We start from the raw sequence: 24,760 nt of genomic DNA, 5'->3' as shown, positions 1-24,760 counted from the left end.
AAAAATTTAGTGAAAAGAAAGGGAGATGAAATTGAAAAATAAAGTAAAGCATTTATCGATCATTTTAGCGACTGTATTATTAGTTGTTTCTCCATTTTCTACTTCTTTTATGAATACAACATTTGCAAATGACACAGATATAGAAGTTGAAGCATGGCTAACGCAAGCAGATGAATCTAAAAAACTAGAGAAAGTAGATAAAATATATTTTCAAGATGATAGTCTTACTCCAAGTAAATCTACGACAATCGATGTCAATGAACACACAACCTACCAAGAGATGGACGGATTTGGCGCAGCCTTATCTGGCTCGTCAGCCTACTTAATCAATCGACTACCAGCAGAAGAACGTACAGAATTGTTAAGTGAACTTTTTGGAAATGAAGAAGAGGATGCAAACTTTAGTTTTTTGAGAGTGACAATGGGTGCATCTGACTTTAACACGAAAAGATTTACGTATAACGATATGCCAGAAGGTGAAACAGATCCAGATTTAGAGCACTTCACGATAGAAGAGGATGCAGATGTTATCGCTGTTCTCCAAGAGATAGTGGATATTCAAGAAGATATTAAAATAATGGCTAGTCCATGGAGTGCACCAGCCTGGATGAAGGAGCCAGAAACATTAAATGGCGGCCGCTTGAAAGAAGAGCATTATGACACATACGCTAATTATTTTGTGAAATTTATAGAGGCTTATCAAGAAGAAGGTATTGATGTATACGCGGTTACTGTACAAAATGAACCACATCATGAGTCTGGTGACGGTGGCTCTGAATACGGTTATCCAACAATGAGAATGACTGCAAGTGCGCAAGCTGAGTTTGTTAAAAATCATTTAGGACCTGCGTTCGAAGAGAACAATATTGATACGAAAATAATCATTTGGGACCATAACTGGAATGAGCCTGAGTATCCTTTAGAAGTTCTCGAAGATGATGAGGTGAAAGAGTACGTTGCAGGTACGGCCTTTCACTGTTATGCAGGGGATTTTAGAAACCAATCATTAATCAACAATGAGCACCCGGATAAAGGAATCTGGTTTACAGAATGCTCAGGTGGAGATTGGGCAACAGATTTTGGAGAAAACCTAGCATGGAATATGGAAAACATTATGATTGGATCAATTCGTAACTGGAGCAAGAGCGTCTTGCTTTGGAACTTAGCATTGGATGAAAACGCTGGTCCAATTACACCACCAGAAAATGAAGATGACGACAGAATTACAGGTGGATGTTCCGATTGTCGAGGTGTTGTAACGATAGACTCTGAAACGAATGAGATTACGAGAAATGAAGAATACTATATTCTAGGGCATGCAAGCAAATTTGTTCAACCAGGTGCTGAAAGAATAGAATCATCTGATCTAGGAACAAATAGTATTCAAAATGTCGCATTTATGAATCCAGATGGATCGAAAGCATTAATAGCAATGAACAATACGAATGCCGCAAGAGAATTTAAAGTACGTTGGGGATCACAATCATTTATTTATGAATTAGATGCTGGTTCTGTCATCACATTTACTTGGGATGGGGAGCAAAGTGGATCAACGATTGTTTCCGGATTATCTAGAATGCAAGCAGAGAATTTTTCAGAAGCATCGACGGAATTGAATATCGAAAACACGGATGATATTGGTGGTGGATCGTTCGTTGGTGGTATCGATACAGACGATTACATTCGATTTGAAAACGTTGATTTAGATAGTGAAATTAATAGTGTACTAACTCGTGTTGCTACTGCGTGGGATTCAGGCATTGAATTTCGTGTTGGTTCACCGGATGGTCACTTAATTGGAACTGTTGATATTAGTAACACTGGTGGTTGGCTCGATTGGAAAACAATCTCTGCACCGGTTGATGTGACAGGAGTTGATGGAATAAACGATTTATATTTAGTATTCCAGGGGCCTGTAAATGTAAACTGGTTCCAGTTTTCAACAGACTTTTTCCAAGATACATTGAACTATGTGAATAACGGTAGTTTTGAGACAGGAGATATGAAGCATTGGTCTGGCTGGAACCCAGGTGGACAAGATGCCGCCCATAATGTAACGATTTCTGAGGCGCGTACTGGTTCATACAAGGTTGATCACTGGCTTGGTGACGATTATATGCAAAGTACTTACCAAACTATCAAAGTGCCAAACGGAACTTACACGTATTCTGTATGGGTACGTTCGAGTGGTGATCAAGAAGAGCTAAGATTAGAAGCGAAAAACTATGGTGGAGATGACATTCATAAAGAGATTGGTTCAAACGGCATTGGTTCTTGGACACAGTTTTCTATCGAAAACATTCATGTAACGAATGGGCAAGTAGAGATAGGTGTATTCTCAAATGCAAACGGTGGGAATTGGGCAAACTTTGATGATTTTAGCCTACATCGTGTTACAACGAAAGCACCAACTAGTGCCACTAGTGATATCGAAGCACCAGGAGGAATAGCTGGAGACGTGCTGAGCGCTTCTGATATTGAATTGAGTTGGAATAGCGTTGAAGGCGCAGTTGGATATAAAATTTATCGTTCTCTTACTGTCCAAGATCAAACATCCGAATATTTAGAACGTACAATTACTTCAGACACAAGTTTTGTTGACTATGGACTAACAGGAGATACAACTTACAATTACGTCGTAACTGCTTATAACAATGAGGGAGAATCGTTACCATCACAGTCTATTACGTTAACGACAGAAGAAGGGGTGGATTCAATCGCTCCAGCAGCACCTACTAATTTTTCTGGAGAGCCTAGAAGTGGTGCAGTAAAACTATACTGGGACAACAATATCGAGTTCGACTTTTTAAAGTATAATATTTATCAAGATGGCGAAAGAGTCGCATCAGTTAGCCCAGTAACAGAAACTTCAATCATCATTGATGCACTTCAAGGCGGACATGAATATTCGTTTACAATCAGTGCTGAAGACATATTTGGTAACGAGTCTGAACAATCTGATCCACTTGTTTTATCGCCGACTGTTAGTGGATTTGTTGTCGATCTACCGAATATGAGCTTTGAGGCTGGAGATTTAACAGATTGGGAAGGAGATGGATCAGTTGATGATGACTTCCCTCACAGCGGAGAATACAAATTAACACATAGTGTAGAAGATGGTGAGTTATACACTTATCGCGTTGAAGATGTACCGAATGGCGAATATGCTGTTTCTGTGTGGGTCAGATCTGGCGGACTTGAAACGCTTCAGCTTCAAGTACGCAATTATGGTGGAGATGTGTTAACACAAGATATGTTCTCAAATTCATGGGATGCTTGGACACCATTTACAATTGAAAACATAGAAGTGACAAATGGTCAGATAGAATTTGGCGTATTCTCACAAGCGGGAGAATCTCATGGTTGGGCAGGTATTGATGACTTTGAATTAATTTCTTATTCAGAGGTAGAAGTACCTGGTGATGAAGAACCTCCTAGTGAAGAAGAGCCATCAACACCACCTACAGACAATGAGTTGTTGGAGAGAATAGTTGAATTAGAGGCATTACTAGCAGACCTTACACAAAGATTAAACGAATTAAAATCTGAGAATGATGTAAGTGATGTACAGCAACGAATCGAAGTGTTAGAGTTAGAACTACTTGAGCTCTCGCAGCTTTATGAAGACTTAGGTTATGAATTGTCTGAATTAGAAGAACGACTCAGTGAATTGCAGGAAGAGTTAAATCAACTGAAAGAAGTATACGATGAGATAGACTCTCCTGACTCCGAAGAAGTGGAAAAAGAAGTAGATGCTGTCGATGAATCTTCCAAGGAGAAGGAAAAACAAGGAGAGGAATTACCTGATACGGCAACGAATATGTATTCTAGTTTGTTAATAGGATTTATATTACTCTCTATTGGTGGCGTTATCTTCTTCGTAACTAAAAAAAGATATCGCGCTGAATAGTAGGAAGGCACTGAAAAAAGTGGTGTTCTTTCACTTTTTCAGTGTCACTAAGCAATGTGCGTAGCCGTCGCAATCATTAAAAAGCCTGATAGGAGTGAGTTTTTCCTATCAGGCGTGCGACGAGCGTAGCCATTGCAATCACAAAAAACAGTCACTGAAAAATTGGTATTCACCGTTTAATGTAGAATAATTGTAGTGATAGAGGATGTCTCAAAAGGATAATTTTCCTTTATGAGGCATCCTCTTTTTGGAGTTTGCAAGGGAGGATTTTACAGTTAGAAGCGGCAACTAAGTTAACTTCATTTCACCTACCCTCAAAGTAGTGAGAGTAAAAGATTTAAAGTTTATTCGGGAGTGGTACCATTAACTGAACGTAGTAAATCTAGAATTGAGTTTCCAACCAACCAACCAAGTGCTTGTTCATGTCATGTTCATATTCACTTGCTATAATAAAGTGTCAATGTATGTAAAATAATGTTGAAGATCATTTGTTTAAGGGGGAAGGAATCTTGTGAATCAGCCGATAAACGTATTGGTAATAGAAGATGACCCTAATATTTGCGATTTATTAAAGCTATATTTAGAAAAGGAAGGCTATGCAGTGACAATTGCACATGACGGTGAAAAAGGTTTAATCGATTATTATGATCATCAGCCTGATTTCATTGTTTTAGATATTATGCTACCGAAAATAGATGGTTGGGAAGTATGTCGGGAAATAAGGAAGGATCGCAATGTTCCTGTCATTATGATTACTGGTAAAGGAGAAAGCTACGACAAAATTAAGGGGTTAGAGCTTGGGGCAGATGACTATGTCGTAAAACCATTTGACCCTAAAGAAGTGTTGGCGAGAATGAAAGCAGTCATGAGGCGGACAAATCCATATTTTGGTACTAATGAGGAAATCGCACTATTCGGATTAAAAATAAACATAAGAGAATACACACTACTTCGTGAGGAAAAAGAAATAGTTTTACCTCCTAAAGAGCTAGAATTATTATTTTTCTTAATCTCTCATAAAAATAATGTTTTTACACGACAGCAGCTGTTGGACGAAGTGTGGGGATATGATTATGAAGGTGATCCTCGTACAATTGACGTTCATATAAAGCGGATTCGTGAAAAAATTGGAGAAGGATCAGGGGAATGGTCACTAAAAACAATACGAGGAGTAGGTTATAAATTCGAGGTGAATGAGCTTGTTTAAAAAAATGAAAAAGCGAATATTCTTTAAGCTTTTTTTCACGTATATATTTATACTATTTAGTTCCTTCACCATTATCGGGCTCGTTCTTCACCTTTTAGTACAAAATGAAATGTATCACCGTTATCAAAATACTTATGATTACCAGCAAGAGCAAGTCACTCATTTTTTCGAGATGGCGGAAGAAGAGAATTGGGAAGATGAAATGTTTGCATCTTATTTAGAGCTTACGATGAATCAAAGAGATAGAACAATATCGATCGTAGACGATAACGGAAATATTGTTTATAACAAGTCAGTTTTAGAAAGACATGATATGAATGTTGATACTAGTCACCTTCCCTTAACAGGAGATACTCATGCAGAACGTTTTTTATATGAGGATCAGATCTTATATGTGATATCCTCACCGATTGAGTTACCAACGAATACAAGTGAAAACTATACTATGGTGATGGTCTTTCATGAATTTGATACAGAACTAAAAAAAGTAAGAAATATTATTCTTTTTACGATATTTGTAGCCTTATTTTTAGCAGGGATCATCATTTATTTTACATCTAGGAAAATAACTTCTCCGCTAATTGAAATGAATCATAGTGCTTATCAACTAGCGAAAGGCGACTTCTCTCATCGAGTAAAAATAGCGACAAAGGATGAGGTAGGGCAGCTAGGGGAAACGCTGAATTATATGGCAGAGGAATTAGGAAGTATTGATCAAATGAGAAAGGATTTTGTTGCGAACGTTTCTCACGATTTGCGTTCACCTTTAACGTCTATTCGAGGTTTTTTAGGTGCGTTAATAGATGGGACTATTCCAAAGGAGGAGCATTCAAAATATTTTTCTATTATGAAAAATGAAACAGAGCGTCTCATGAATCTTGTAGAAGATTTGCTTCATATGGCTCGCTTAGAAGCGAATCAAATAGATATAAAGCCGAACACATATAATTTAACGGAACAATTGAGGCTCATTATTGCGAAAATGGAACCATCACTTTCTAAACGGCGTGTCGAATTAGAGCTTCACTGTGAAGAAGATGTATTCGTATATGCAGATGAAAATAGAATGGATCAAGTTTTTATTAATTTGCTACAAAACGCACTCCAGTTTTCACATGAGGATAGTAAGATAGAAGTTAATATTGAGAAGGAAAGCGACGTGGCGAAGGTTAGTATTACCGATTATGGACCTGGAATTAACGAAGAGGACCTTAAATATATATGGGAGAGATTTTATAAAAAAGATAAGGCTCGTTCTAAAAAAACTGGAGCGGGAATCGGACTCTCCATTGTAAAGCACATCATCGATTTACACGGGACAACAATCGATGTAAAAAGTGATGTAAAAGAAGGAACAACATTTATATGTACTTTAAAGTTAGCAAAAAACGCTAAATAAGTGTGGGTTGTAATGGGGTGAGTATTGTTGAAAAGAACGAGATATAAAAATTTAGATGACATTTCAAATCAAAAATCATTTAAAGATATGCGACGGTGGGCAAAGGAAAGAAAGGCGAAAAAGAAGGATTTAACGACGCATATACGTCTAGCAAATACAAAGGACATCGATGAACTCCAAAATAACAGAAATAAGTTTTCAATTACTTGGATTGGACATGCAACGTTCCTTATTCAAATGGATGGGCTTAATGTTATAACGGACCCAGTCTGGGCGAAGAGAATGGGTTTTCAAAAAAGGATGACAGAACCTGGAATCGACATCAATGACTTACCTGAAATCGATATCGTAGTTATTTCACATGGTCATTACGATCATTTAGATTTTGGTTCGATAAAAAAACTGAAAGGTAATCCTGCTTATTATGTACCGATTGGACTCGGAAGTGCTTTTAGAAGGAGAGGCTATAAAAATGTCCAAGAAGCTAATTGGTGGGATGACTTCTTAATAAATGAAAATATCAAGCTCTCCTTTGTTCCTGCGCAGCATTGGACGAGAAGGTCACTTCGTGATATGAACACTTCTCATTGGGGCGGGTGGATTATAGAGGATAATAAATCTCAAAAGTCTGTTTATTTTGTAGGAGATACTGGGTATTTTACCGGATTCAAAGAAATTGCAAATCGATTTACGCTTGATATCGTTTTAATGCCTATTGGTGCCTATGAGCCTGAATGGTTTATGGCTCCATCTCACATCAATCCAGAGGATGCGATAAAAGCTTTCCTTGAGCTAGAAGGTAATCTATTTATTCCGATGCATTATGGTGCCTATCGATTAGCCGATGATACTGGGCCAGAGGCGTTGGCAAGATTTAATAAAGAATGGGAAAGATTAAATTTATCTAGTGAAAACAAAATGGTATTAAAACTAGGAGAAACTTATTGGGGATAATACATTTTCATTGAAGATAGATTCATTTTCTCACATATTTTCTTACTCTTAAGGTTATTTTAAATTTGTACGAAAATTTAAAATACCTTGGAGGAATAAAACATGTATCAAAATCCAATGAATTCAATGAACAACAAGACAACACAGGTGCAAAATATGCTTCAGCAAATGCATCGTATGGAGCAACAGCATGCCCAACAGCTAAATCAAATTACTCAACAACTTCAGCAGATTAGCCGTGATGAAAGTATGGCAAGTCAACAGGCACAACAGCTAGCAAACATGTGCACACAACTTATTCAAGAAAACGAAAGATTAACCCAAATGCAATCACAAATGCAACCTCAATCACAGATGCACCAACCAATGCAGCAAATGCACCAAAATCATAATCCTAACCAGTTTCAGTAAGTAAAAAGTATCTACATAATGAACATTTTTTGTAAATTATGAGGATGTAAAAATGTAATATGAGGGTTAGACTCAAAGGGGTAATTGATACCTTATGAGTCAAACCCTTTTTAGGTTGATAGTGTTAAGCGGTGGCGGTGGCATCTGCCCTTGAGCAAAGAAAAAGGAGTGTGAAGGTAAGATGGGAGTCTGCCATCTGCCCTTGAGCAAAGAAAAAAGAGTGTGAAGGTAAGATGGGAGTCTGCCATCTGCCCTTGAGCAAAGAAAAAAGAGTGTGAAGGTAAGATGGGAGGTCGCCATCTGCCCGTGAGCAAGCAAAAAGAAGAGTGAAGGTAAGAAGGGAGTCTGCCATCTGCCCGTGAGCAAAGAAAAAGGTGTGCGAAGGTAAGATGGGGCCATGTCATCTCCCCATAAACAAAGAAAAAACTATCTAAAGGTAGTTGACCCTCCTCTGCTACCCATAGAAACTACGTCACCTGCAGTATCGAGAAGAGGCTACTACTTTTGAAATCCACAAATCATCACAAACAAAAAAGACGATTAACTAGCTACCTAATCTAGTTAATCGTCTTTTTTAAAGGAAAGGAAAGTATAAATTTGGCGGTGGAAATGATACCACGCGTAGTAGCGAGAAGAGCGTTCACTACTACTTTGAAGACATGTGGCATCAGTTCTTCACCACTTCTAAGACAAGACTAAAGGAAAGTTTTACGAATCTCGTTTTTTGTTTTTCTTAAAAGATAAGAAAGTAAAAATAGGCAGTGTAATTTTATCGCCGTGCGTACTAGTGAGAAGAGCGCTCACTAGTACATTAAGAGCTACGGCGAAATTCCACTGCTTCTAAGAAAAACAAAAAACGAGCTTTACCATGCTCGTTTTTGTTTTTCTTAGAAAATATCGCTTTAAAACTGAAATAACATAAAATAAACCATGTGATAGATATAAAAATAGCGGCGATAATGTCAGAAGGGAAATGTGCTCCTAATACAACTCTGCTAGCCCCAACGCCTAAGGTAATAGTTATGGAAAGAAGATAAAGGGATACTTTTACGATTCTATTAAGAAAGTAGGAGTGAATGAAATAAATGAAAAAGGAAAACAACAATACTGTTCGCATCATGTGTCCGCTAGGAAAGCTATAGGAAGCTAGCTCGAATGAATATCCAAATACTTCGATGTAACTCATTTCTCCAGGGCGCTCTCTTTGAAAAGCCACTTTTAGAATAAAGTTAAATAAAATTCCGCTACCAGTAACACACATTAAAAACAATGCATGGTACAAGTCTTTTCGGAACAGGAAAATGGTAGATATAATGATTGATGAGATCATAATAAATTCACCAGAGCCAATATAGGTGAGGAAGCGTAGTACTTCTACAAAAAATGGGGAGGTAATATTATGACTCCAATTTATAATAGCATCATCCAATCTTGTACCATCATTGTATATTGTGTTCATAGTTATAAAGAGAAATATAATTGATGAAGATATCATCACTAAAATCAAACTTTTATTACGCATACAAATACCGCCTTAAAAGAAAACTAAGATTTCAGCATAACATACTAGCTAAAGTGTTGTAACCCCTCCAACAGCCCATTAAAATTTTTTTGAAAGCTTTATAGTGTGGGATAACAGTCTGTTTTCTTAAAATATCACCTAGAAAAATAAAATTTGTGTTGACAATAAATGACTCATCCTGTAAATTTAGCTTTGGAAATTGAATACCTCGTTAGGTGAGGCTCCTGTGCTGGAGATACGCTGCTGCCCAAAAATGTCCAAAGACGCCAATGGGTCAACAGGAACCATCGACATAAGGTGGTTCTTAACGTAGCTGGATTTATCCTATGCCGCACAGTGCTAAAGCTCTACGAATGGAGGATCGGTAGATTGTTTGTGCTGTCTATTTTTAAACGTACAAACAGGTATGCTTTGTTTTGCTGTGTAAAACACCTTCATTCATGAAGGTGTTTTTTTTCAGCCCAAAATAATGATATTCGAGGGGGTGGTGTGATTGGATAGTAGTCCTGAACCCAGTTTGTTGTTTAAACATCTTAGAACAGAAGAAAAAGGCATGAACTCCATTTCATGTCACAGAGGAGGATATCAAAATGGCAAGATTAGAATCAGATTTAAAAGTGAAAGAGCTTGAGAATTATCAAGATAAAGAAGTTTTAAAGAGTGATGTGTTAGTCAACGGATCTATTTTTCAAATATGGAAAGTAAGATTACCGTTTTTAATTATTACACTAATAGGTGGTATGCTTGCAGGTGCTGTCGTTGGTGCTTTTGAAGAGGCGCTAGAAGCTATTGTTATTTTAGCTATTTTCATACCAGTAATTATGGATATGGGTGGAAACGCGGGTACACAGTCTTCTTCTATTTTTACTAGAGCGTTTGTACTTGGACAAATTACGTTTGATACTTGGAAAAAGCATTTAGTAAAAGAAATAAAAGTTGGATTAAGCATGGGGGCTGCATTAGGTGTAGCTGCTTGTGCCATTGCAACCATGTGGCAAGGTATTTTTGAATTAGGAGTAGTCGTTGGGCTTTCCTTGTTCTTTACAGTTACTATTGCAACGACATTAGGTTTTTTGATTCCGTATATCCTATTAAAACTCGGTTTCGACCAAGCTGCGGGTTCTGACCCATTTATTACAACAATTAAAGATGTAACAGGACTTCTTATATACTTTGGCTTAGCTTCAGTATTATTAGCACACTTAATGTAAAGATTTATAGGCTTTTCCATTCACTCTTGCTGAATGGGAAAGCCGCAATATAAGTTGAGCATTCGACTATATTCCACTATAGATTTTCTAAAGGAACTGTCTTTTGAGTGCAATTGTATTCATACTTCACTCTTATTAATTTTATTGATACAAGATAGACAGTTTGCTTTCACTATAAACAGGGAAAACAAATTTAAAATAAACGGTGTATATTCCTATTAGTTTTAACACAACTTTTAAATAGCACCTCAATATGTACTAGGAGGTAAGGACATGACAAGATTAAATGATGAAGCACGTGAAAAGTATTTTAATAATATTTTTCATGCGCTAAAAGTGAAAAATAAAGAAAAGTTTTTAGAGTATTTCCTTGAGCTACATCCAACCGACCAGGTGGAGCTATTCCAAGACTTATACAAAGATAAGCGACCAATGTTCTATGAATATTTGTCAGCTACGGAATTTGCGGAAATATTCCAAGGTCTAGAGTTAGAGGAACAAAAGGAAGTCATTTTGGAGCTAGACAAAAACTATGCTGCTGAAATGTTCAACTACATGCAATCTGATGACATCGCGGACTTCCTAGGTGAAATTAATGAACCGCATGCAAAAGATATATTAGCAGCTATGGATAAAGAGGAAGCAGATGAAGTCATCGAGCTACTTTCTTATCCAGATGAATCTGCTGGTGCATTAATGACGAAGGAGTTTATTGCGATTAAGGCGACGGACACAGCTGCGAAAGTGATGGATTTCCTTCGAAGCCAAGGTCCAGAGGCAGAGACGATTTATTACTTATACGTCGTAGACATGAAAGATAAACTTGTCGGTGTTGTTTCTTTACGTGATCTAATTATCTCGCCTTTAACAGAAACTGTGGAAAATTTAATGAGTTCACAAGTCGTATCTGTTGAGGCACATACAGATCAAGAAGAAGTGGCAAAAATGATTAAAGACTATGACCTACTAGCAGCTCCAGTAGTAACGACTACGAATGAACTCATTGGTATCGTTACAGTCGACGATGTGATGGATGTCATCGAAGAAGAAGCTGAAGAAGATTTCGGTGAATTCACTGCAGCGAAGGGTGCGACCGACGTTAATATTAGTTCTTTTTCAGCAGCTAAAAAGCGTTCGCCTTGGATTATTATGTTGATGTTCTTCGGGCTTATTACTGCAGGTGTAATCGGAACATTTGAAGAAACGTTAGAGGAAATTGTCCTTCTTGCTGTATTTATTCCGTTAATTATGGACTCTGCAGGTAATACTGGAACACAGTCGTTAGCGGTAATGGTTCGTTCATTAGCGACAGGTTCCTTTGAGAGAAAAGGTTTGCTGCATACAGTTAAACGTGAATTTGGGACAGGGGTTATGCTAGGAATTATTTGTGCGGTAGTATTAATGATTGTCGTTCCTTTCTTATATGGCAGCTACTTGTTAGCATTTATCGTAGGTGTATCTTTATTTCTTACATTAAGCGTGGCAACTATTATTGGTGCTGTTGTACCAGTCATTATTACAAAATTAAAGCTTGATCCTGCTATTGCATCAGGACCTTTTATTACGACAGTAAACGATATTTTAGGTCTTCTCATTTACTTCACTATTGCAACGGCATTATTAGATTATTTACCAAAATAATAAACACTTCGTTAGGTGAGGCTCCTGTGTGGAGATATGCTGCTGCCCAGAAATGTCGAGAGACGCCAATGGGTCAACAATAACTATCGATGAAGGTAGTTTTTAATGTAGCTGGATTTATCCTATGCCACACAGTGCTAAAGCTCAACGGGGAAGATGTATAAAAGTAGTTTAAAGCACCTTCTTCGTTGAAGGTGTTTTTTTGTATTTAGGAGCCACGCTTGCGAAGAGAAATATATGATTCGTTATAACGTTTTTCATATGTAAAATGCTTTAAATAAGGTAACGCTAAATGTAAAGGAGGGAGAAGGATGCTTTTTGAAGTAGAAATCATATTGAAATTATCGATAGCACTAGTTTTTGGGATGTTCATTGGTATAGATAGACAACTAAAGCATAAGCCACTTGGTCTTAAGACTAGCATGGTAATTAGTGTAGCAAGCTGTCTTGTCACTATCGTATCTATCCAGTCTTTTCAGCAATTTGCTTCTCCAATATATAATGCGATGGACCCAATGCGGCTAGCCGCTCAAATCGTCAGTGGAGTCGGTTTTTTAGGAGCGGGTGTCATTCTTCGGAGAAATAATGATGTTATTTCTGGATTAACGAGTGCGGCGATGATTTGGGCTGCTTCCGGCCTAGGGATAGCAGTAGGTGCTGGTTTTTATTTTGAAGCATTAATAGCTGTCATTCTTCTCATGATTGCAGTGAATTTACTCCCTGCTTTTATTAAGGCAATTGGTCCAGCCACGTTAAGAGAAAGAGATGTTTCTGTAAAAATTGTGATGGAGCCAAACTATAAAATGACAGAGCTGTTAAAGGCAATTGAACGTAAAGGTCAAGGTTTAATTGAGCACGAAAAAAGTGACATTAAAATTAGGAATATAAAGTTGAAGGATTTAGAAAATGGGAACCAGCAAATAGATTTAATGATATCTGCACCCGAAAAACAGTATACAACTGAAATTTACTATCTTATAAAGAAAATTGATTACGTACTGACAGTAGATGTTGAACACTTGTAATAACGAGGGAGGAGGGGACGTGCGTTGTGAAAAAGAAGATTAATTTTAAAAATCGCGAGGAATTCACATACTATCTCTTTCTATATATGAAAAATGATGACAAAACAAGCTTTCGCACCGAATTTTTAGAGCTTCATCCTACGGACCAAATTGATATTTTTAAGCAATTGAGTATCGAAAAGAGAAAGCATGTGTATCGTTATTTAACGCCAGCTGAATTTGCAGAAATATTTCAAGGATTACAATTAACAGAGCAAAAAACAATTTTTGCAGAGTTAGAGGATGACTTTGGTTTACGAATGATTAACGAGCTTTCAGCAGATGATGTGACAGACTTCTTCGGAAATATTCCGGATAGTGTAGCAACGTATTTACTTAGTAAACTAGAGGAATCGGAAGCGAATAATATAAAGCTCCTATTGTCCTATAAAGAAGATACGGCAGGGGCTATTATGACAACCGAGTTTATCACCATATCTCCTAATGAAACAGTCACACAAGTAATGGCAAGACTTCGTAAAGAAGGTGCTGATGCCGAAACAATTTATTATTTGTATGTCGTTAATGATGATGACAAACTTACTGGTGTTGTATCCTTGAGAGAATTAATTGTAGCACAAACAGGCGCGACAATTGCTCAAGTGATGAAGGAGCAGGTTGTAACAGTTTCAGCCTTTGCAGATCAGGAAGAGGTTTCAATGATTATTAAAGACTATGACCTATTAGCAGTACCTGTCATTACGAGTGAAGAAAAACTGATTGGAATCGTAACAGTAGATGATATTTTAGATGTCATTGAAGAAGAAAATTCAGAGGATATAGGGCAATTTGCAGCTGTGAAAGGTGCACTCGATTTAGACTTAAACGCCTTTGTTGCAACAAAAAGAAGATTACCGTGGTTAATACTTTTGCTTTTTATTGGGATGCTGACGGCAGGTATTATCGGCGGATTTGAAGGAATATTAGCTGAGGTAGCTATGCTAGCCATCTTTATTCCACTTATTGCCGATATGGCAGGGAATACTGGAACACAATCATTAGCAATTGTCGTTAGAGGGTTAGCATTAGAAAAATTTGATCGTAATGCAGTCATTAAACTTTTGAAAAGAGAAGCGCTTTCTGGATTTATGATGGGAACTGTTTGTGGTATTTTAGTTTCTATTTTGGCGTTAGTCATTCCACAAGGGAATTTGATGCTTGGTTTTGTGATAGGAGTATCCTTATTTGCTACTGTTTTTATTTCAACCTTAACTGGAACAATCATTCCACTCATCATTCATAAGCTAAAGATTGATCCCGCAGTTGCATCAGGTCCATTTATTACGACGATCAATGATATAGTAGGGTTGTTTTTATATTTTACAATTGCGACGTCACTACTGCATTATTTGTAATAAAAGGTAGACTCAAAAAGTCAAATTTTACTTTTGAGTCTACCTTTTTCAGCCCCTCTTTTAAAAGTGATATGTAGCCATGCTGACATACTTCATGTATACACAGACATTATGTCTTTAAAAACGGACAGTTATCACATGCTTTTTCACAAGACATCAGTGATTGATAGATGGCACACCACGACCTACGCGAATAACAGATTGGTATGTCTTTCTTTTCAGCACGCGCTTTTATCTTCTTTGCAAGATTATGATTAATAAAATCCGTTAAAATGAGTATTAAATCAACGTTTTCTGGGATCTCCTTTTTTACTGTCCTCGTTTTTCTTCCATCAATATGTAGAATATGATGAAAGCCGATATTCTCTAGCTGTTTTGGAATAGACCCAAGTTGATCCCCTCCGTATATAAGTAAAGATGCCATGAGGATACCTCCTATCATTAATAATGATAATCATTTTCAATTAGAGTATACATGATGAAAGCTATTAATGACAATAAAAAAATAAATTTTCAGAAAAAAAGAAGTGTTGAAATGGGAAGCTAAATCATATATGATATAAAACGTAATAATTACGATTTGTGGTGAGGAGGTATGTTTTTGTACGAGTGGATAATTGTTGGCGGAGGTATTCATGGATGTACAATTACAAATTTCTTAATAAAAACGGGGCAATATGGTACAAGGGACATACGAATTATTGACCGATATAAGGAACCAATGACTAATTGGAAGAAGAATACAAGCCTAATAAGTATGCCATATCTTCGGTCCCCGTCTGTCCACCATATTGATGTAGACCCCTTTAGCTTAGAAAAATTTGCAAAGGAATCCCAATGTGGTGACGCGTTTTATGGCACTTACGATCGACCTTCTTTACATTTATTTAACGATCATTGCGATACGATTTTTGAGGAGATTAACATTCGAGAAATGTGGATACAGGGAGAGGTTACACAAATTAAAAAGAAACAGTTTCACTGGGAAATAGAAAATAGAAATGGAGAAATAGTTAAAAGTAAGAATATTGTGTTAGCCATCAGTATAAGTGATCAGCCTGTTATTCCTAAGTGGGGGCAGCTACTGTTTCAGGAATCTGACAATGTTTTTCACGTTTATGACAATCTAGAGGTTGATAAGTTAAAAAGTATGAAGTATCCAGTAACAATTATAGGGGCTGGTATTACGGCCGCCCATTTAGCAATAAAACTATCGAAAAATTTTCCTCGTAATGTAACGATGCTAAAAAGGCACCCATTTCGCATCCATTCCTTTGATAGTGATCCAGGTTGGTTAGGCCCGAAGTACTTAAACTTTTATGATAACATGACCGACTATGAAAAAAGGAGGAATTTAATAGTAGATGCTAGAAATAAAGGCTCAATTCCTCGTGAACTGTATCATCAACTTCGTTATTTAGAGAAGAATAAAATAATTAACATACAAAATGGTGAGGTAGAGAAAGCGGAAAAAAAGTATCAAAATATCCAAATGCATCTAACGAATGGGGAAAGGATAGCGACAGGCTCTATTATTTTTGCTACAGGATTTTCACCACACTTACCGAAACACAATTGGTTGAGTAAGTTAATTAATCATGAAAACTTACGATGTGCCAAATGTGGTTACCCGGTAGTAACTCGGTCATTACAATGGTGTGATCATTTATATGTATCAGGTCCTTTAGCAGAATTAGAGATCGGTCCAGTTGCTAGAAATATTGCAGGTGCGAGAAAAGCCGCTGAGAGAATAGTCGCAAGTATAAGCCAATAAAAAAGGTAGGGTGTTATGATGAATAAAAAAGTTCCAGTCACAGTGTTAAGCGGTTTTCTAGGATCAGGAAAAACGACACTATTAAACCATATTTTAAACAATAAAGAAGATCTAAAGGTAGCCGTGATTGTTAATGATATGAGTGAAGTAAACATCGATGCTTCGTTGATTAATCAAGGTGGGTTCTCACGAACAGAGGAAAAGCTAGTCGAGCTCCAAAATGGGTGCATTTGTTGCACACTTCGAGAAGATCTCATTATTGAAGTGGAAAAATTAGTTCGTGCAGGTGATATTGACTACATTGTTATTGAGTCAACAGGAATCTCAGAGCCGATTCCAGTCGCACAATCGTTTACATATATAGATGAGGAGCTATCTATCAATTTACCTGAGCTTTGCTCATTAGATACGATGGTAACTGTCGTAGATGCAAATCGTTTTTGGGAAGATTACGCTTCAGATGAAACGCTGTTGGATAGAAAACAAACAGATGACATAAGCGATCAACGAGAAGTAGTGGATTTGTTAATTGATCAAATTGAGTTTGCCAATGTTATTGTGTTAAATAAAATCGATCTAGTTGAAAAAGAAGATGTGAAAGAATTAAAGGCGATGCTTAGAAAACTAAATAGTGAAGCTGTAATCATTGAGAGTATTCATTCACAAGTTTCTTTACAGGCAGTATTGAATACGAGAATGTTTGATTTTGAAAAATCAAGTCAAGCTGCAGGATGGATAAAAGAGTTGAATGAGGAGCATATACCTGAAACAGATGAATATGGAATTACCTCATTTGTATACAGAAGAAATCGTCCATTCCATCCAGAAAGATGGCAACAATGGTTAGAAAGCTGGCCAGAGGATATCATTCGAGCGAAAGGTTTTTTTTGGTTAGCTTCAAGAAACTCGGTAGCAGGATTATTATCACAAGCAGGCTCATCGTTAACGATACAAGCAGCAGGGGAATGGATAGCAGCATACCCTGAGGAAGAAAGAGATATTGTATTACGCGAAGAACCAGAAATACTAGAAAAATGGGATCAAGCTTATGGAGATAGAATGACAGAGCTTGTCTTTATAGGACTTCACATGGACCAACGAAAAGTGGAGGAAACTTTAGAAACTTGCTTATTAACAGATGAAGAAATGGAAGGCGATTGGAGTAAACTAGAAGACCACCTGCCTGCATTCAGTTAATCTTGTTATCCTTTTGTGCGAGGAATGGACTGCAAAAGGAGAAGTGTCTATCGATGTAGAGTAGTAACTCACATTATGACTCAGCTACTACTTTTTCAGTGTCCCTAAGCTATGTGCGTAGCCCATTGCAACAAATAAAAGGCACTGAGAAAGTTGTACTTTTTAAACAGGCTACTACTTGAAAGACCATGTGGCATGATTTCTTCACCGCTTCTAAGAAAAAGAGGTTGGGACAAAAGTAAAATAGTTAATTGAAATACCGAACTATAATCTACTTTAGCGTAAGAAATATACGCAGACTCCTGCGGGAGGAAAGGCAGGGGTGAGACCCCACAGATGCAAAGCATCGAGGAGGCTCACCAGCCGCCCGCGGAAAGCGAAGTATATTTCTGAAGCGGATTATAACAGTAATCCAAACTGAAATTTTAGCTTATTCGGCTTTTCCTATAATACAAATACTTGTGTCCCAGCCTCTTTTCAAAATAAAGTAAAAATTTGGCGGTGGAAATGCTGCCACGCGTAGTAGTGAGAAGGACACTCACTACTACTTTAAAGACATGTGGTATCATTTCTACACCGCTTCTAAGAAAAACAAAAACCGAGCTTTAACAAGCTCGTTTTTAGTACTTCATAAAGATAAGAAAGTAAAAGTTTGGCGGTGGAAATGCTGCCACGCGTAGTAGTGAGAAGGACACTCACTACTACTTTAAAGGCATGTGGCATGATTTTTACACCGCTTCTAAGAAAAAAAAAAACCGAGCTTTAACAAGCTCGGTTTTTTTTTTCTTAACCAGTAAATACTTCGCCTTTTGGATAGGAAACTGTTCGTTTTGCTGATTTTGCTAGTGCAAATGCTAATGTAAGTGGACCAATTCTACCGATAAACATTAATACGATTATCATTTGTTTTCCATAAATGGAGAGTTGGTCGGTGAGCCCCATAGACAAGCCAACTGTACCAAAAGCAGAGAAGGCTTCAAAAACAATATGAATAAAGGGAGCGTTCTCGGTCACACTTAATCCTAAAATTACTAGAAAAATGATAGATAAACTAATGACAACAATAGCTAACGCACGAATGATAATATCATGATGGATCGTGCGGTGAAAAATAACAGTTTCCTGCTTTCCTCGTAAATAAGTAATGACTGCTAATATAATAATTAAAAATGTAGTAAGCTTTACTCCACTCCCAGTAGAAGCACTACCTGCCCCAATAAACATTAATAATAGCATAAATACGATTGTTCCTGGATTCATATCACCAATTTCTAGCGTATTAAAGCCGGCTGTCCGTGGAGTGACAGCCTGAAAATAAGAAGTCCACAGTTGGTCGCTCAGCGGAAGAGCCCCCAAAGTTAAAGGATTTCCATATTCCAATAGAAAAATGACAATCATGGCGATTATATTAACTACAACAGTTCCTGTAAGCATAATTTTTGTATGTAAAGAAAAGAGTCTAAAACGTTTTGTTGTCATGACGTCATATAATACTGTGAACCCGATGCCTCCAATAATAAACAGAACAGTAATAACTATGTTTATAGTTGGATCTCCTCTATATCCTGTTAAGCTATCAGACCATAAACTGAAACCAGCATTGTTAAATGCAGAAATAGAATGAAAGATACTCGTAAAAACGCCATCCTTCCATCCATACTCTGGAACCCATCGGAATGACAAAAGAAGGGCTGCAATGAATTCTATAGTAATAGAAAAAAGAAATAGAATTTTTACAAGCTTGACGACGCCACCGATCGAGTGTTGATTTAAAGCCTCTTGTATTAGCACCCTTTCTCGTAGTCCAATCCTTTTCCCCAATACAAGTACGGTAATAATGGCAAAGGTCATTAGTCCTAACCCACCAATTTGGATTAAAACCATAATGACAATTTGCCCAACAATGGTGAAGTCACTCCCCGTGTTTAAAACAACAAGGCCTGTAACGGTTGTGGCCGAAGTCGCGGTAAACAATGCATCTAACCATGTGATACCATGAACCGTACTAACTGGTAGCTTTAAAATGAGCATGCCAACGATAATCGTACATATAAAGCCTAACGCTAAAATTTGTGGTGGCGACATACGCCAATGTGGAAAAAGGTTTATTAATTTCATCACTACATCACTTCGTCTTCAAATCGTTTAATATCTCTGTTATTACCAATAACAATCAATAGGTCTCCTTCAGAAATTTCATACGAAGGCTCAGGTGAAATATTAATATCATTGCCTTTTTTAACTGCAAGAATCGTAATCCCATAACGTGCGCGAATATTTAAATCTACTAAAGATTTCTTATTTAATTTCGGGGTTGCTAGTAGTTCCACAATGCTATATTCATCGGATAATTCTATAAAGTCGATAATTTTATCATCGGACATTTGTTGAGCAATTCTTCTTCCCATATCTTTCTCAGGGTGAACGATTGTATCTGCACCGATTTTTTCTAGTACCCGGTGGTGGTAATCATTTTTTGCTTTAACCCAAACGTTTTTTATGCCTAGCTCTTTTAAAAGTAATGTTGTTAAAATGCTTTCTTGTATGTTGTCACCGATGGCAACAATAACGAAGTCAAAGTTACGCACGCCTAGAGATCTTAGCGTATTTTCGTCTGTAGAATTTGCTACTACAGCATGTGTCACAATATTAGAGAAGTCACTTACCTTTTGTTCATCTTTGTCTATTACTAATACTTCATGACCAATCTTAATGAGCTCCCTACAAATACTTCCGCCAAATCTTCCTAATCCAATTACTACAAATTGCTTTTTCTTTGCCACAATGTCATCTCCTTAAACATAAAAAAGACCTCTTCAAAGAAGGGTCAATAAAACAGACCTTTCTCTCTACACGCTTACGAAGTTAGCTGTCGGGTTAGGGGATGAGAGTTCCCCTTCATAACAATGATTCACCCCAAGACGAAAAATATACGTCAATAATGGTTCCTCCGCTCATGAATTGATTAAGCGATAAAGGCTTTCATATTTTAAATTTTTATAAATGTAATTTACTCCTCTAAATAACGAATGTCAATGTATTTTACAAAAAGTTCATATTTAAGGAAGAAAACAAGACTATATAACTTCATAAAAACTCTATAATTTGTTGTTAAGTTAAATGAGTAAACAAAGCGATATTATTAACTAGAGAGGAGTATGAGAAAATGGAGAATCTATCTTATTTAGCATTACTCGCATGCCCACTTATGATGATTGCGATGTTGTTTTTTATTAAAAAAATGAGTGATGGTGGAGCGAAAGCAAAACAATCACAAGAACTTGAAAAGAATTTGAGTAAATTAGTGAAACAAAATGAGGAGCTAACGAAAGAAATTGAATCGATGAAAAGATCAAGATTGTGAGAGGAAAACAAAAAAAGGGGGAAGGAAAGATGGAATCCTCGCTGTTAACGGTTATTCTTTTGGGGATTTTAATATGGATGATTTTTAAGTGTGGTAAAGGAGTGACGAAGTTTAGAGGTAGCTGTTGTGGAAAAGAAACGACAACGAATGACGAGACTTCAATAACGTATGAAGAAATAGAAAGAAAGTTAGTAGAATTAGAGAAAGTGAATAAAGAATTGAAGCAGGAACTTGTAGAAAGAAGAGGGAGGAGAAATGGATAATTACTTACTGTTAGCAATAATTGCTTTAAAAGGTGTGTGTCTCTTTTTCTGTTGGAAAGCAGTGACGATGACGAATAATAAGAAACATGACGACAAAGCAAATCAATTAACTATAGAAGAGATGGAACTACTTCAGAAAAAAGTAGACGGAATGACGGAACAAAATAAACAGTTGAAAAAGGAAATAGAAGAGTTGAAATAATCATTGAGGGAGACCGAATAGGCTGATTACCTATTGAGTCTCCCTTGAAGTGTATACTCTAACGATATAACGGCTTCTTTTAGTTGGCGTACACCGTGTGTAACTATGACATACCCTATTCGTTAATTGGCTACAGCTTTAAATTTTTTCAACCTCAACGTGTTTAGTACAACTGAAACTGAGCTAAAGGCCATTGCGGCACCTGCTAATGCTGGGTTGAGGAATATGCCGATAAATGGATATAATACACCAGCTGCAACTGGTATGAGAACGACGTTATAACCAAAAGCCCAACCTAAGTTTTGCCAAATCATATTCATCGTAGATTTTGCAAGCTTTAATGAAGTGACAACACTCATCATGTTTCCACGCATCAGCGTAATACTTGCTGTTTCCATTGCAACATCTGTACCTGTACCAATTGCAATACCAACATCTGCTTGTGCAAGTGCGGGGGCATCATTAATACCGTCTCCAACCATTGCAACTACTTCTCCTTTTTCTTGAAGCTTTTTTATCTCTTCCGCTTTATGTTCAGGAAGGACCTCAGCAATAAAATGTTCAATGCCAGCTTCTTTTGCAATGGCTTTAGCTGTTCGATAATGGTCTCCAGTAAGCATAATGACATGAACACCCATACTTTTTAGTGTCTTAATGGCAGTTTTCGTGTCAGACTTTAACGTATCTGCAACAGCAATAATACCAGCATAGCTTCCATCAATGGCAATATACATAGGTGTTTTACCTTCATCTGCTAATCTTTCTGCTGTTTGGATCATTTCCTGATTCGTAATGTTTTGATCGTGCATTAACTTGAGGTTTCCAACAACTATCGTGTGATTATCTACTGTACCAATGAGGCCATGTCCAGTAATGGATTCAAAATTGTCAGGTTCTCGCAGTGGCAATTTCTCCTCAATTGCTTCTTGAACGATCGCCTCCCCGAGTGGGTGTTCTGACTTGCGCTCTAAAGAAGCAACAAGTGAAAGTAACTCTATACGGGTATAAGAACTGCTTGAAATGATGTCGGTAACTTTCGGTTTTCCTTCAGTAATCGTTCCTGTTTTGTCTAGGACAACTGTTTTTACTTTATTAGCTCTTTCAATGCTTGCAGCATCCTTAATAAGAACACCATTTTCAGCACCCTTTTCCGTTCCAACCATAATGGCCGTTGGTGTTGCGAGCCCTAACGCACAAGGACATGCTATAATTAAGACGGCGATGAAAGAGGTTAACCCAACGATGAATGCTGGATCTGGCCCGATTGCCCACCATATGATAAAACTCAATATAGCTAAAACCACCACGGCAGGGACGAAGTATGCTGATATTTTATCGACAATACGCTGGATCGGTGCCTTTGAGCCTTGTGCTTCATTCACCATACGAATGATTTGTGATAGTGCAGTATCTTTTCCAACTTTAGTAGCTTTTAAGGTGAAGCTTCCTGTTTTATTTATCGTTGCCCCGATAACTTCATCACCGACTTCTTTTTCGATCGGAATAGACTCTCCAGTGAGCATGGATTCGTCGACAGAAGATTTTCCTTTTACAATTTCTCCATCAACAGGAATTCTTTCACCTGGACGAACAATGATGTGATCATGAATGACAACTTCTTCAACGGGAATTTCAATTTCTTGATTATCACGTATCACTTTCGCTGTTTTTGCTTGAAGATTCATCAACTTTTTTATAGCGGAAGAGGTTTCTCCCTTTGCTTTCGACTCCAAATAGCGCCCTAGAATGATGAGCGTAGTAATAACAGTTGTTACATCGTAATAAAGTTGAACCGGAAAACCCATATTGGAAAGTGTCGTAGGAAATAAAGTCATAGCACCGCTATAAAGCCAAGCTGCAGTAGTCCCCATTGCAACTAACACATTCATATCTGCTGATCCATTTTTTAACACCTTATAGCTATTACTGTAAAAACGCCAACCAGGTCCTAATTGAACAAAAGACGTTAATAGTAGCAGCCAATATGCATTTGTCATAAATCCTGGAATCCATGTACCCCAGCCTTCCATCATATGAGGGATACTACCGATTAAAACGATTGATGTTAAAATAGCACCAAAGATAAAATCCTTTTTTAACTTCTTTGTTTCCTTCTCCTGTTCTTCACTGACATCTTTTTCATCTGTCTCATCTATTACACTACTGCTATAGCCAATATTTTCGATGGCTTGAATAATATCGTTTGCTGTCGAAAGATTGCTGTCGTACTCCACTTGTGCCTGGTTTGCAGCTAAATTAACATTTACCTTTTCTACTCCATCGACTTTTGATATTTTCTTTTCAACACGCGCTACACAGGAAGAACACGTCATTCCTCTCACAGAAAAAAGTGTCTTTTCCAATTTCTTCACCTCATCTTCAAATGTTTTATAAGTACACTATACCACCGTAGGGTATATAAGTAAACGTAAAATTATTCTCAGTTTTATTTGGTTGCTTCGTTTAGCTGTAGGTCTATATTTTTTACAAATAAAAGTTTTACTATTCTTTTTAAAGGAAAGGGTTATATATGTTTTATAGAATATGATAAATATGATTTATCTTCATAAAATCTATATATTTTGTTGCTAAAGTAAATGAAAGAGTAATGTTATATACGCTATTATTTTCGTGTTAGTATACAAGGAGATGGTGTTGATGAAAAAATGGATAGGTATTATTTTTATTATGACAAGCCTCATTTTTTTTGGGATTGGGGGGTATCAATTTTATGAAATGAATACAAAACAAAACGATGCACTAAAAAAGGCACAAAGTATTGTGTATGCTGGAAATGACGAGAGAAATCAAATAAACGTAGAGGACGCTTTGCGGACATTTCAGCCTGAACGAGGTGAAACAATCGGAATGATGACCATTCCTTTATTAGATTTAGAATATCCAATCGTAGAGGGCACAGAGGATGAAGAACTGAAAAGTGGTGTAGGTCATTTCATAGGAACAGGATTTCCTGGACAAGATAGACAAATATTAATGTCAGGACATCGAGATACTGTTTTTAGGGATCTTGGTGAACTTGTACATGGCGATGTAATAGAAGTAAACATGAGCTATGGAGCATTTCAATACGAGATTGTTGACATTTTTATCGTTGATAAAGATGATCGAACGGTTATAGATTATTCTATAGACTATGAGGTGTTAACGCTATCAACATGTTATCCTTTCCGGTTTGTTGGAGATGCACCTGAAAGATATATTATTCAGGCGAAGCCAGTGACTGAGTAATGAACGATCTAACTTAGAACTTACTTCTATAAGAAAA

20 protein-coding genes and 3 riboswitches are annotated in these 24,760 nt (G+C 37.1%); of the genes, 15 read left to right on the top strand and 5 right to left on the bottom strand.

The features are described from left to right. Positions 1–31 precede the first annotated feature (31 nt). The 5 genes from BCELL_RS21760 (at position 32) to BCELL_RS17350 (ending at position 7,881) form a co-directional block, all read left to right on the top strand. Positions 32–3,910, top strand: coding sequence for a carbohydrate-binding protein (locus tag BCELL_RS21760; protein ID WP_013490077.1), 3,879 nt, complete (start codon positions 32–34; stop codon positions 3,908–3,910). Between the two features lie 511 nt (positions 3,911–4,421). Next, a complete protein-coding gene (locus tag BCELL_RS17365) occupies positions 4,422–5,117 on the top strand; it encodes a response regulator transcription factor (protein WP_013490076.1) in 696 nt (231 codons plus the stop codon). After that, positions 5,110–6,516 (top strand): sensor histidine kinase, encoded by a 1,407-nt coding sequence (locus BCELL_RS17360; RefSeq protein WP_013490075.1) that lies wholly within the window; start codon positions 5,110–5,112, stop codon positions 6,514–6,516. The genes BCELL_RS17365 and BCELL_RS17360 overlap by 8 nt, the downstream gene beginning before the upstream one ends. Before the next feature lie 27 nt (positions 6,517–6,543). Continuing rightward, complete coding sequence (locus BCELL_RS17355) at positions 6,544–7,470, top strand: MBL fold metallo-hydrolase (protein WP_013490074.1); 927 nt, start codon at positions 6,544–6,546, stop codon at positions 7,468–7,470. Positions 7,471–7,626: 156 nt separating this feature from the next. Then, positions 7,627–7,881 (top strand): hypothetical protein, encoded by a 255-nt coding sequence (locus tag BCELL_RS17350; RefSeq protein WP_157184216.1) that lies wholly within the window; start codon positions 7,627–7,629, stop codon positions 7,879–7,881. Positions 7,882–8,692: 811 nt separating this feature from the next. On the opposite strand, the gene BCELL_RS17345 is transcribed toward BCELL_RS17350, so the two are convergent. Beyond that, on the bottom strand, positions 8,693–9,403 hold the full coding sequence (locus BCELL_RS17345) for a phosphatase PAP2 family protein (protein ID WP_013490072.1): 711 nt from the start codon (positions 9,401–9,403) through the stop codon (positions 8,693–8,695). 200 nt (positions 9,404–9,603) lie between these two features. Next, positions 9,604–9,768, top strand: a riboswitch (M-box (ykoK) riboswitch). A gap of 225 nt (positions 9,769–9,993) precedes the next feature. Here BCELL_RS17345 and BCELL_RS17340 point away from each other — a divergent pair. The 4 genes from BCELL_RS17340 to mgtE (BCELL_RS17325) all read left to right on the top strand — a co-directional run bounded on the left by BCELL_RS17340 (position 9,994) and on the right by mgtE (BCELL_RS17325) (position 14,674). After that, positions 9,994–10,614 carry a magnesium transporter gene (locus BCELL_RS17340; RefSeq protein ID WP_013490071.1) on the top strand — a complete coding sequence of 207 codons (621 nt, stop codon included), beginning with the start codon at positions 9,994–9,996 and terminating at the stop codon, positions 10,612–10,614. A 273-nt stretch (positions 10,615–10,887) separates the two neighbouring features. Further along, positions 10,888–12,255 (top strand): magnesium transporter, encoded by a 1,368-nt coding sequence (mgtE, locus tag BCELL_RS17335; RefSeq protein ID WP_013490070.1) that lies wholly within the window; start codon positions 10,888–10,890, stop codon positions 12,253–12,255. Further along, a riboswitch (M-box (ykoK) riboswitch) is annotated at positions 12,256–12,417 on the top strand. It begins immediately after the preceding gene. A 149-nt stretch (positions 12,418–12,566) separates the two neighbouring features. Further along, positions 12,567–13,280, top strand: a complete 714-nt coding sequence (locus tag BCELL_RS17330; RefSeq protein ID WP_013490069.1) for an MgtC/SapB family protein — start codon at positions 12,567–12,569, stop codon at positions 13,278–13,280. 26 nt (positions 13,281–13,306) lie between these two features. After that, entirely contained in the window at positions 13,307–14,674 is a 1,368-nt protein-coding gene (mgtE, locus tag BCELL_RS17325; protein ID WP_013490068.1) for a magnesium transporter, read from the top strand. A gap of 109 nt (positions 14,675–14,783) precedes the next feature. On the opposite strand, the gene BCELL_RS17320 is transcribed toward mgtE (BCELL_RS17325), so the two are convergent. Next, on the bottom strand, positions 14,784–15,098 hold the full coding sequence (locus BCELL_RS17320; protein WP_013490067.1) for a DUF2325 domain-containing protein: 315 nt from the start codon (positions 15,096–15,098) through the stop codon (positions 14,784–14,786). A 177-nt stretch (positions 15,099–15,275) separates the two neighbouring features. Between BCELL_RS17320 and BCELL_RS17315 the strand changes: the two genes are divergently transcribed. After that, entirely contained in the window at positions 15,276–16,448 is a 1,173-nt protein-coding gene (locus tag BCELL_RS17315) for an FAD-dependent oxidoreductase (protein ID WP_013490066.1), read from the top strand. A gap of 18 nt (positions 16,449–16,466) precedes the next feature. Next, positions 16,467–17,645, top strand: coding sequence for a GTP-binding protein (locus tag BCELL_RS17310; RefSeq protein WP_013490065.1), 1,179 nt, complete (start codon positions 16,467–16,469; stop codon positions 17,643–17,645). 786 nt (positions 17,646–18,431) lie between these two features. On the opposite strand, the gene BCELL_RS17305 is transcribed toward BCELL_RS17310, so the two are convergent. Further along, positions 18,432–19,763: a TrkH family potassium uptake protein gene (locus BCELL_RS17305; protein ID WP_041808382.1), complete on the bottom strand. Its 1,332-nt coding sequence runs from the start codon at positions 19,761–19,763 to the stop codon at positions 18,432–18,434. A 2-nt stretch (positions 19,764–19,765) separates the two neighbouring features. After that, positions 19,766–20,428, bottom strand: coding sequence for a potassium channel family protein (locus BCELL_RS17300; protein WP_013490063.1), 663 nt, complete (start codon positions 20,426–20,428; stop codon positions 19,766–19,768). A gap of 57 nt (positions 20,429–20,485) precedes the next feature. Then, a riboswitch (cyclic di-AMP (ydaO/yuaA leader) is annotated at positions 20,486–20,627 on the bottom strand. 184 nt (positions 20,628–20,811) lie between these two features. On the opposite strand from BCELL_RS17300, the gene BCELL_RS17295 reads away from it, so the two are divergent. Genes BCELL_RS17295 through BCELL_RS17285 form a run of 3 tightly spaced genes read left to right on the top strand, consistent with a single transcriptional unit; the run spans position 20,812 to position 21,474 of the window. Further along, positions 20,812–21,009 (top strand): DUF2933 domain-containing protein, encoded by a 198-nt coding sequence (locus BCELL_RS17295; protein ID WP_013490062.1) that lies wholly within the window; start codon positions 20,812–20,814, stop codon positions 21,007–21,009. 29 nt (positions 21,010–21,038) lie between these two features. After that, positions 21,039–21,272 (top strand): hypothetical protein, encoded by a 234-nt coding sequence (locus tag BCELL_RS17290; protein WP_013490061.1) that lies wholly within the window; start codon positions 21,039–21,041, stop codon positions 21,270–21,272. Beyond that, on the top strand, positions 21,265–21,474 hold the full coding sequence (locus BCELL_RS17285; protein WP_013490060.1) for a hypothetical protein: 210 nt from the start codon (positions 21,265–21,267) through the stop codon (positions 21,472–21,474). Before BCELL_RS17290 ends, BCELL_RS17285 begins: the two co-directional genes overlap by 8 nt. A gap of 122 nt (positions 21,475–21,596) precedes the next feature. On the opposite strand, the gene BCELL_RS17280 is transcribed toward BCELL_RS17285, so the two are convergent. Next, the gene (locus tag BCELL_RS17280) at positions 21,597–23,837 is read right to left on the bottom strand and encodes a heavy metal translocating P-type ATPase (protein WP_013490059.1); all 2,241 of its coding nucleotides are present in this window, start codon (positions 23,835–23,837) and stop codon (positions 21,597–21,599) included. 295 nt (positions 23,838–24,132) lie between these two features. On the opposite strand from BCELL_RS17280, the gene BCELL_RS17275 reads away from it, so the two are divergent. Next, a complete protein-coding gene (locus BCELL_RS17275) occupies positions 24,133–24,723 on the top strand; it encodes a class D sortase (RefSeq protein WP_013490058.1) in 591 nt (196 codons plus the stop codon). Positions 24,724–24,760 lie beyond the last annotated feature (37 nt).

Origin of the sequence: Evansella cellulosilytica DSM 2522, assembly GCF_000177235.2 — a bacterium.
GTDB lineage: Bacteria > Bacillota > Bacilli > Bacillales > Salisediminibacteriaceae > Evansella > Evansella cellulosilytica.
Note: the sequence above shows the minus strand (reverse complement) of the source record. Positions and strands in the feature narration are given on the sequence as shown.

Excerpts from the sequence above, each read along its gene's own strand:
- BCELL_RS17275 (WP_013490058.1), top strand. The coding sequence starts at position 24,133 with ATGAAAAAATGGATAGGTATTATTTTTATTATGACAAGCCTCATTTTT.
- BCELL_RS17320 (WP_013490067.1), bottom strand. The coding sequence starts at position 15,098 with ATGGCATCTTTACTTATATACGGAGGGGATCAACTTGGGTCTATTCCA.
- BCELL_RS17285 (WP_013490060.1), top strand. The coding sequence starts at position 21,265 with ATGGATAATTACTTACTGTTAGCAATAATTGCTTTAAAAGGTGTGTGT.
- BCELL_RS17350 (WP_157184216.1), top strand. The coding sequence starts at position 7,627 with ATGCTTCAGCAAATGCATCGTATGGAGCAACAGCATGCCCAACAGCTA.
- BCELL_RS17345 (WP_013490072.1), bottom strand. The coding sequence starts at position 9,403 with ATGCGTAATAAAAGTTTGATTTTAGTGATGATATCTTCATCAATTATA.
- mgtE (WP_013490070.1), top strand. The coding sequence starts at position 10,888 with ATGACAAGATTAAATGATGAAGCACGTGAAAAGTATTTTAATAATATT.
- BCELL_RS17340 (WP_013490071.1), top strand. The coding sequence starts at position 9,994 with ATGGCAAGATTAGAATCAGATTTAAAAGTGAAAGAGCTTGAGAATTAT.
- BCELL_RS17310 (WP_013490065.1), top strand. The coding sequence starts at position 16,467 with ATGAATAAAAAAGTTCCAGTCACAGTGTTAAGCGGTTTTCTAGGATCA.
- BCELL_RS17305 (WP_041808382.1), bottom strand. The coding sequence starts at position 19,763 with ATGAAATTAATAAACCTTTTTCCACATTGGCGTATGTCGCCACCACAA.
- BCELL_RS17290 (WP_013490061.1), top strand. The coding sequence starts at position 21,039 with ATGGAATCCTCGCTGTTAACGGTTATTCTTTTGGGGATTTTAATATGG.
- BCELL_RS17330 (WP_013490069.1), top strand. The coding sequence starts at position 12,567 with ATGCTTTTTGAAGTAGAAATCATATTGAAATTATCGATAGCACTAGTT.
- BCELL_RS17295 (WP_013490062.1), top strand. The coding sequence starts at position 20,812 with ATGGAGAATCTATCTTATTTAGCATTACTCGCATGCCCACTTATGATG.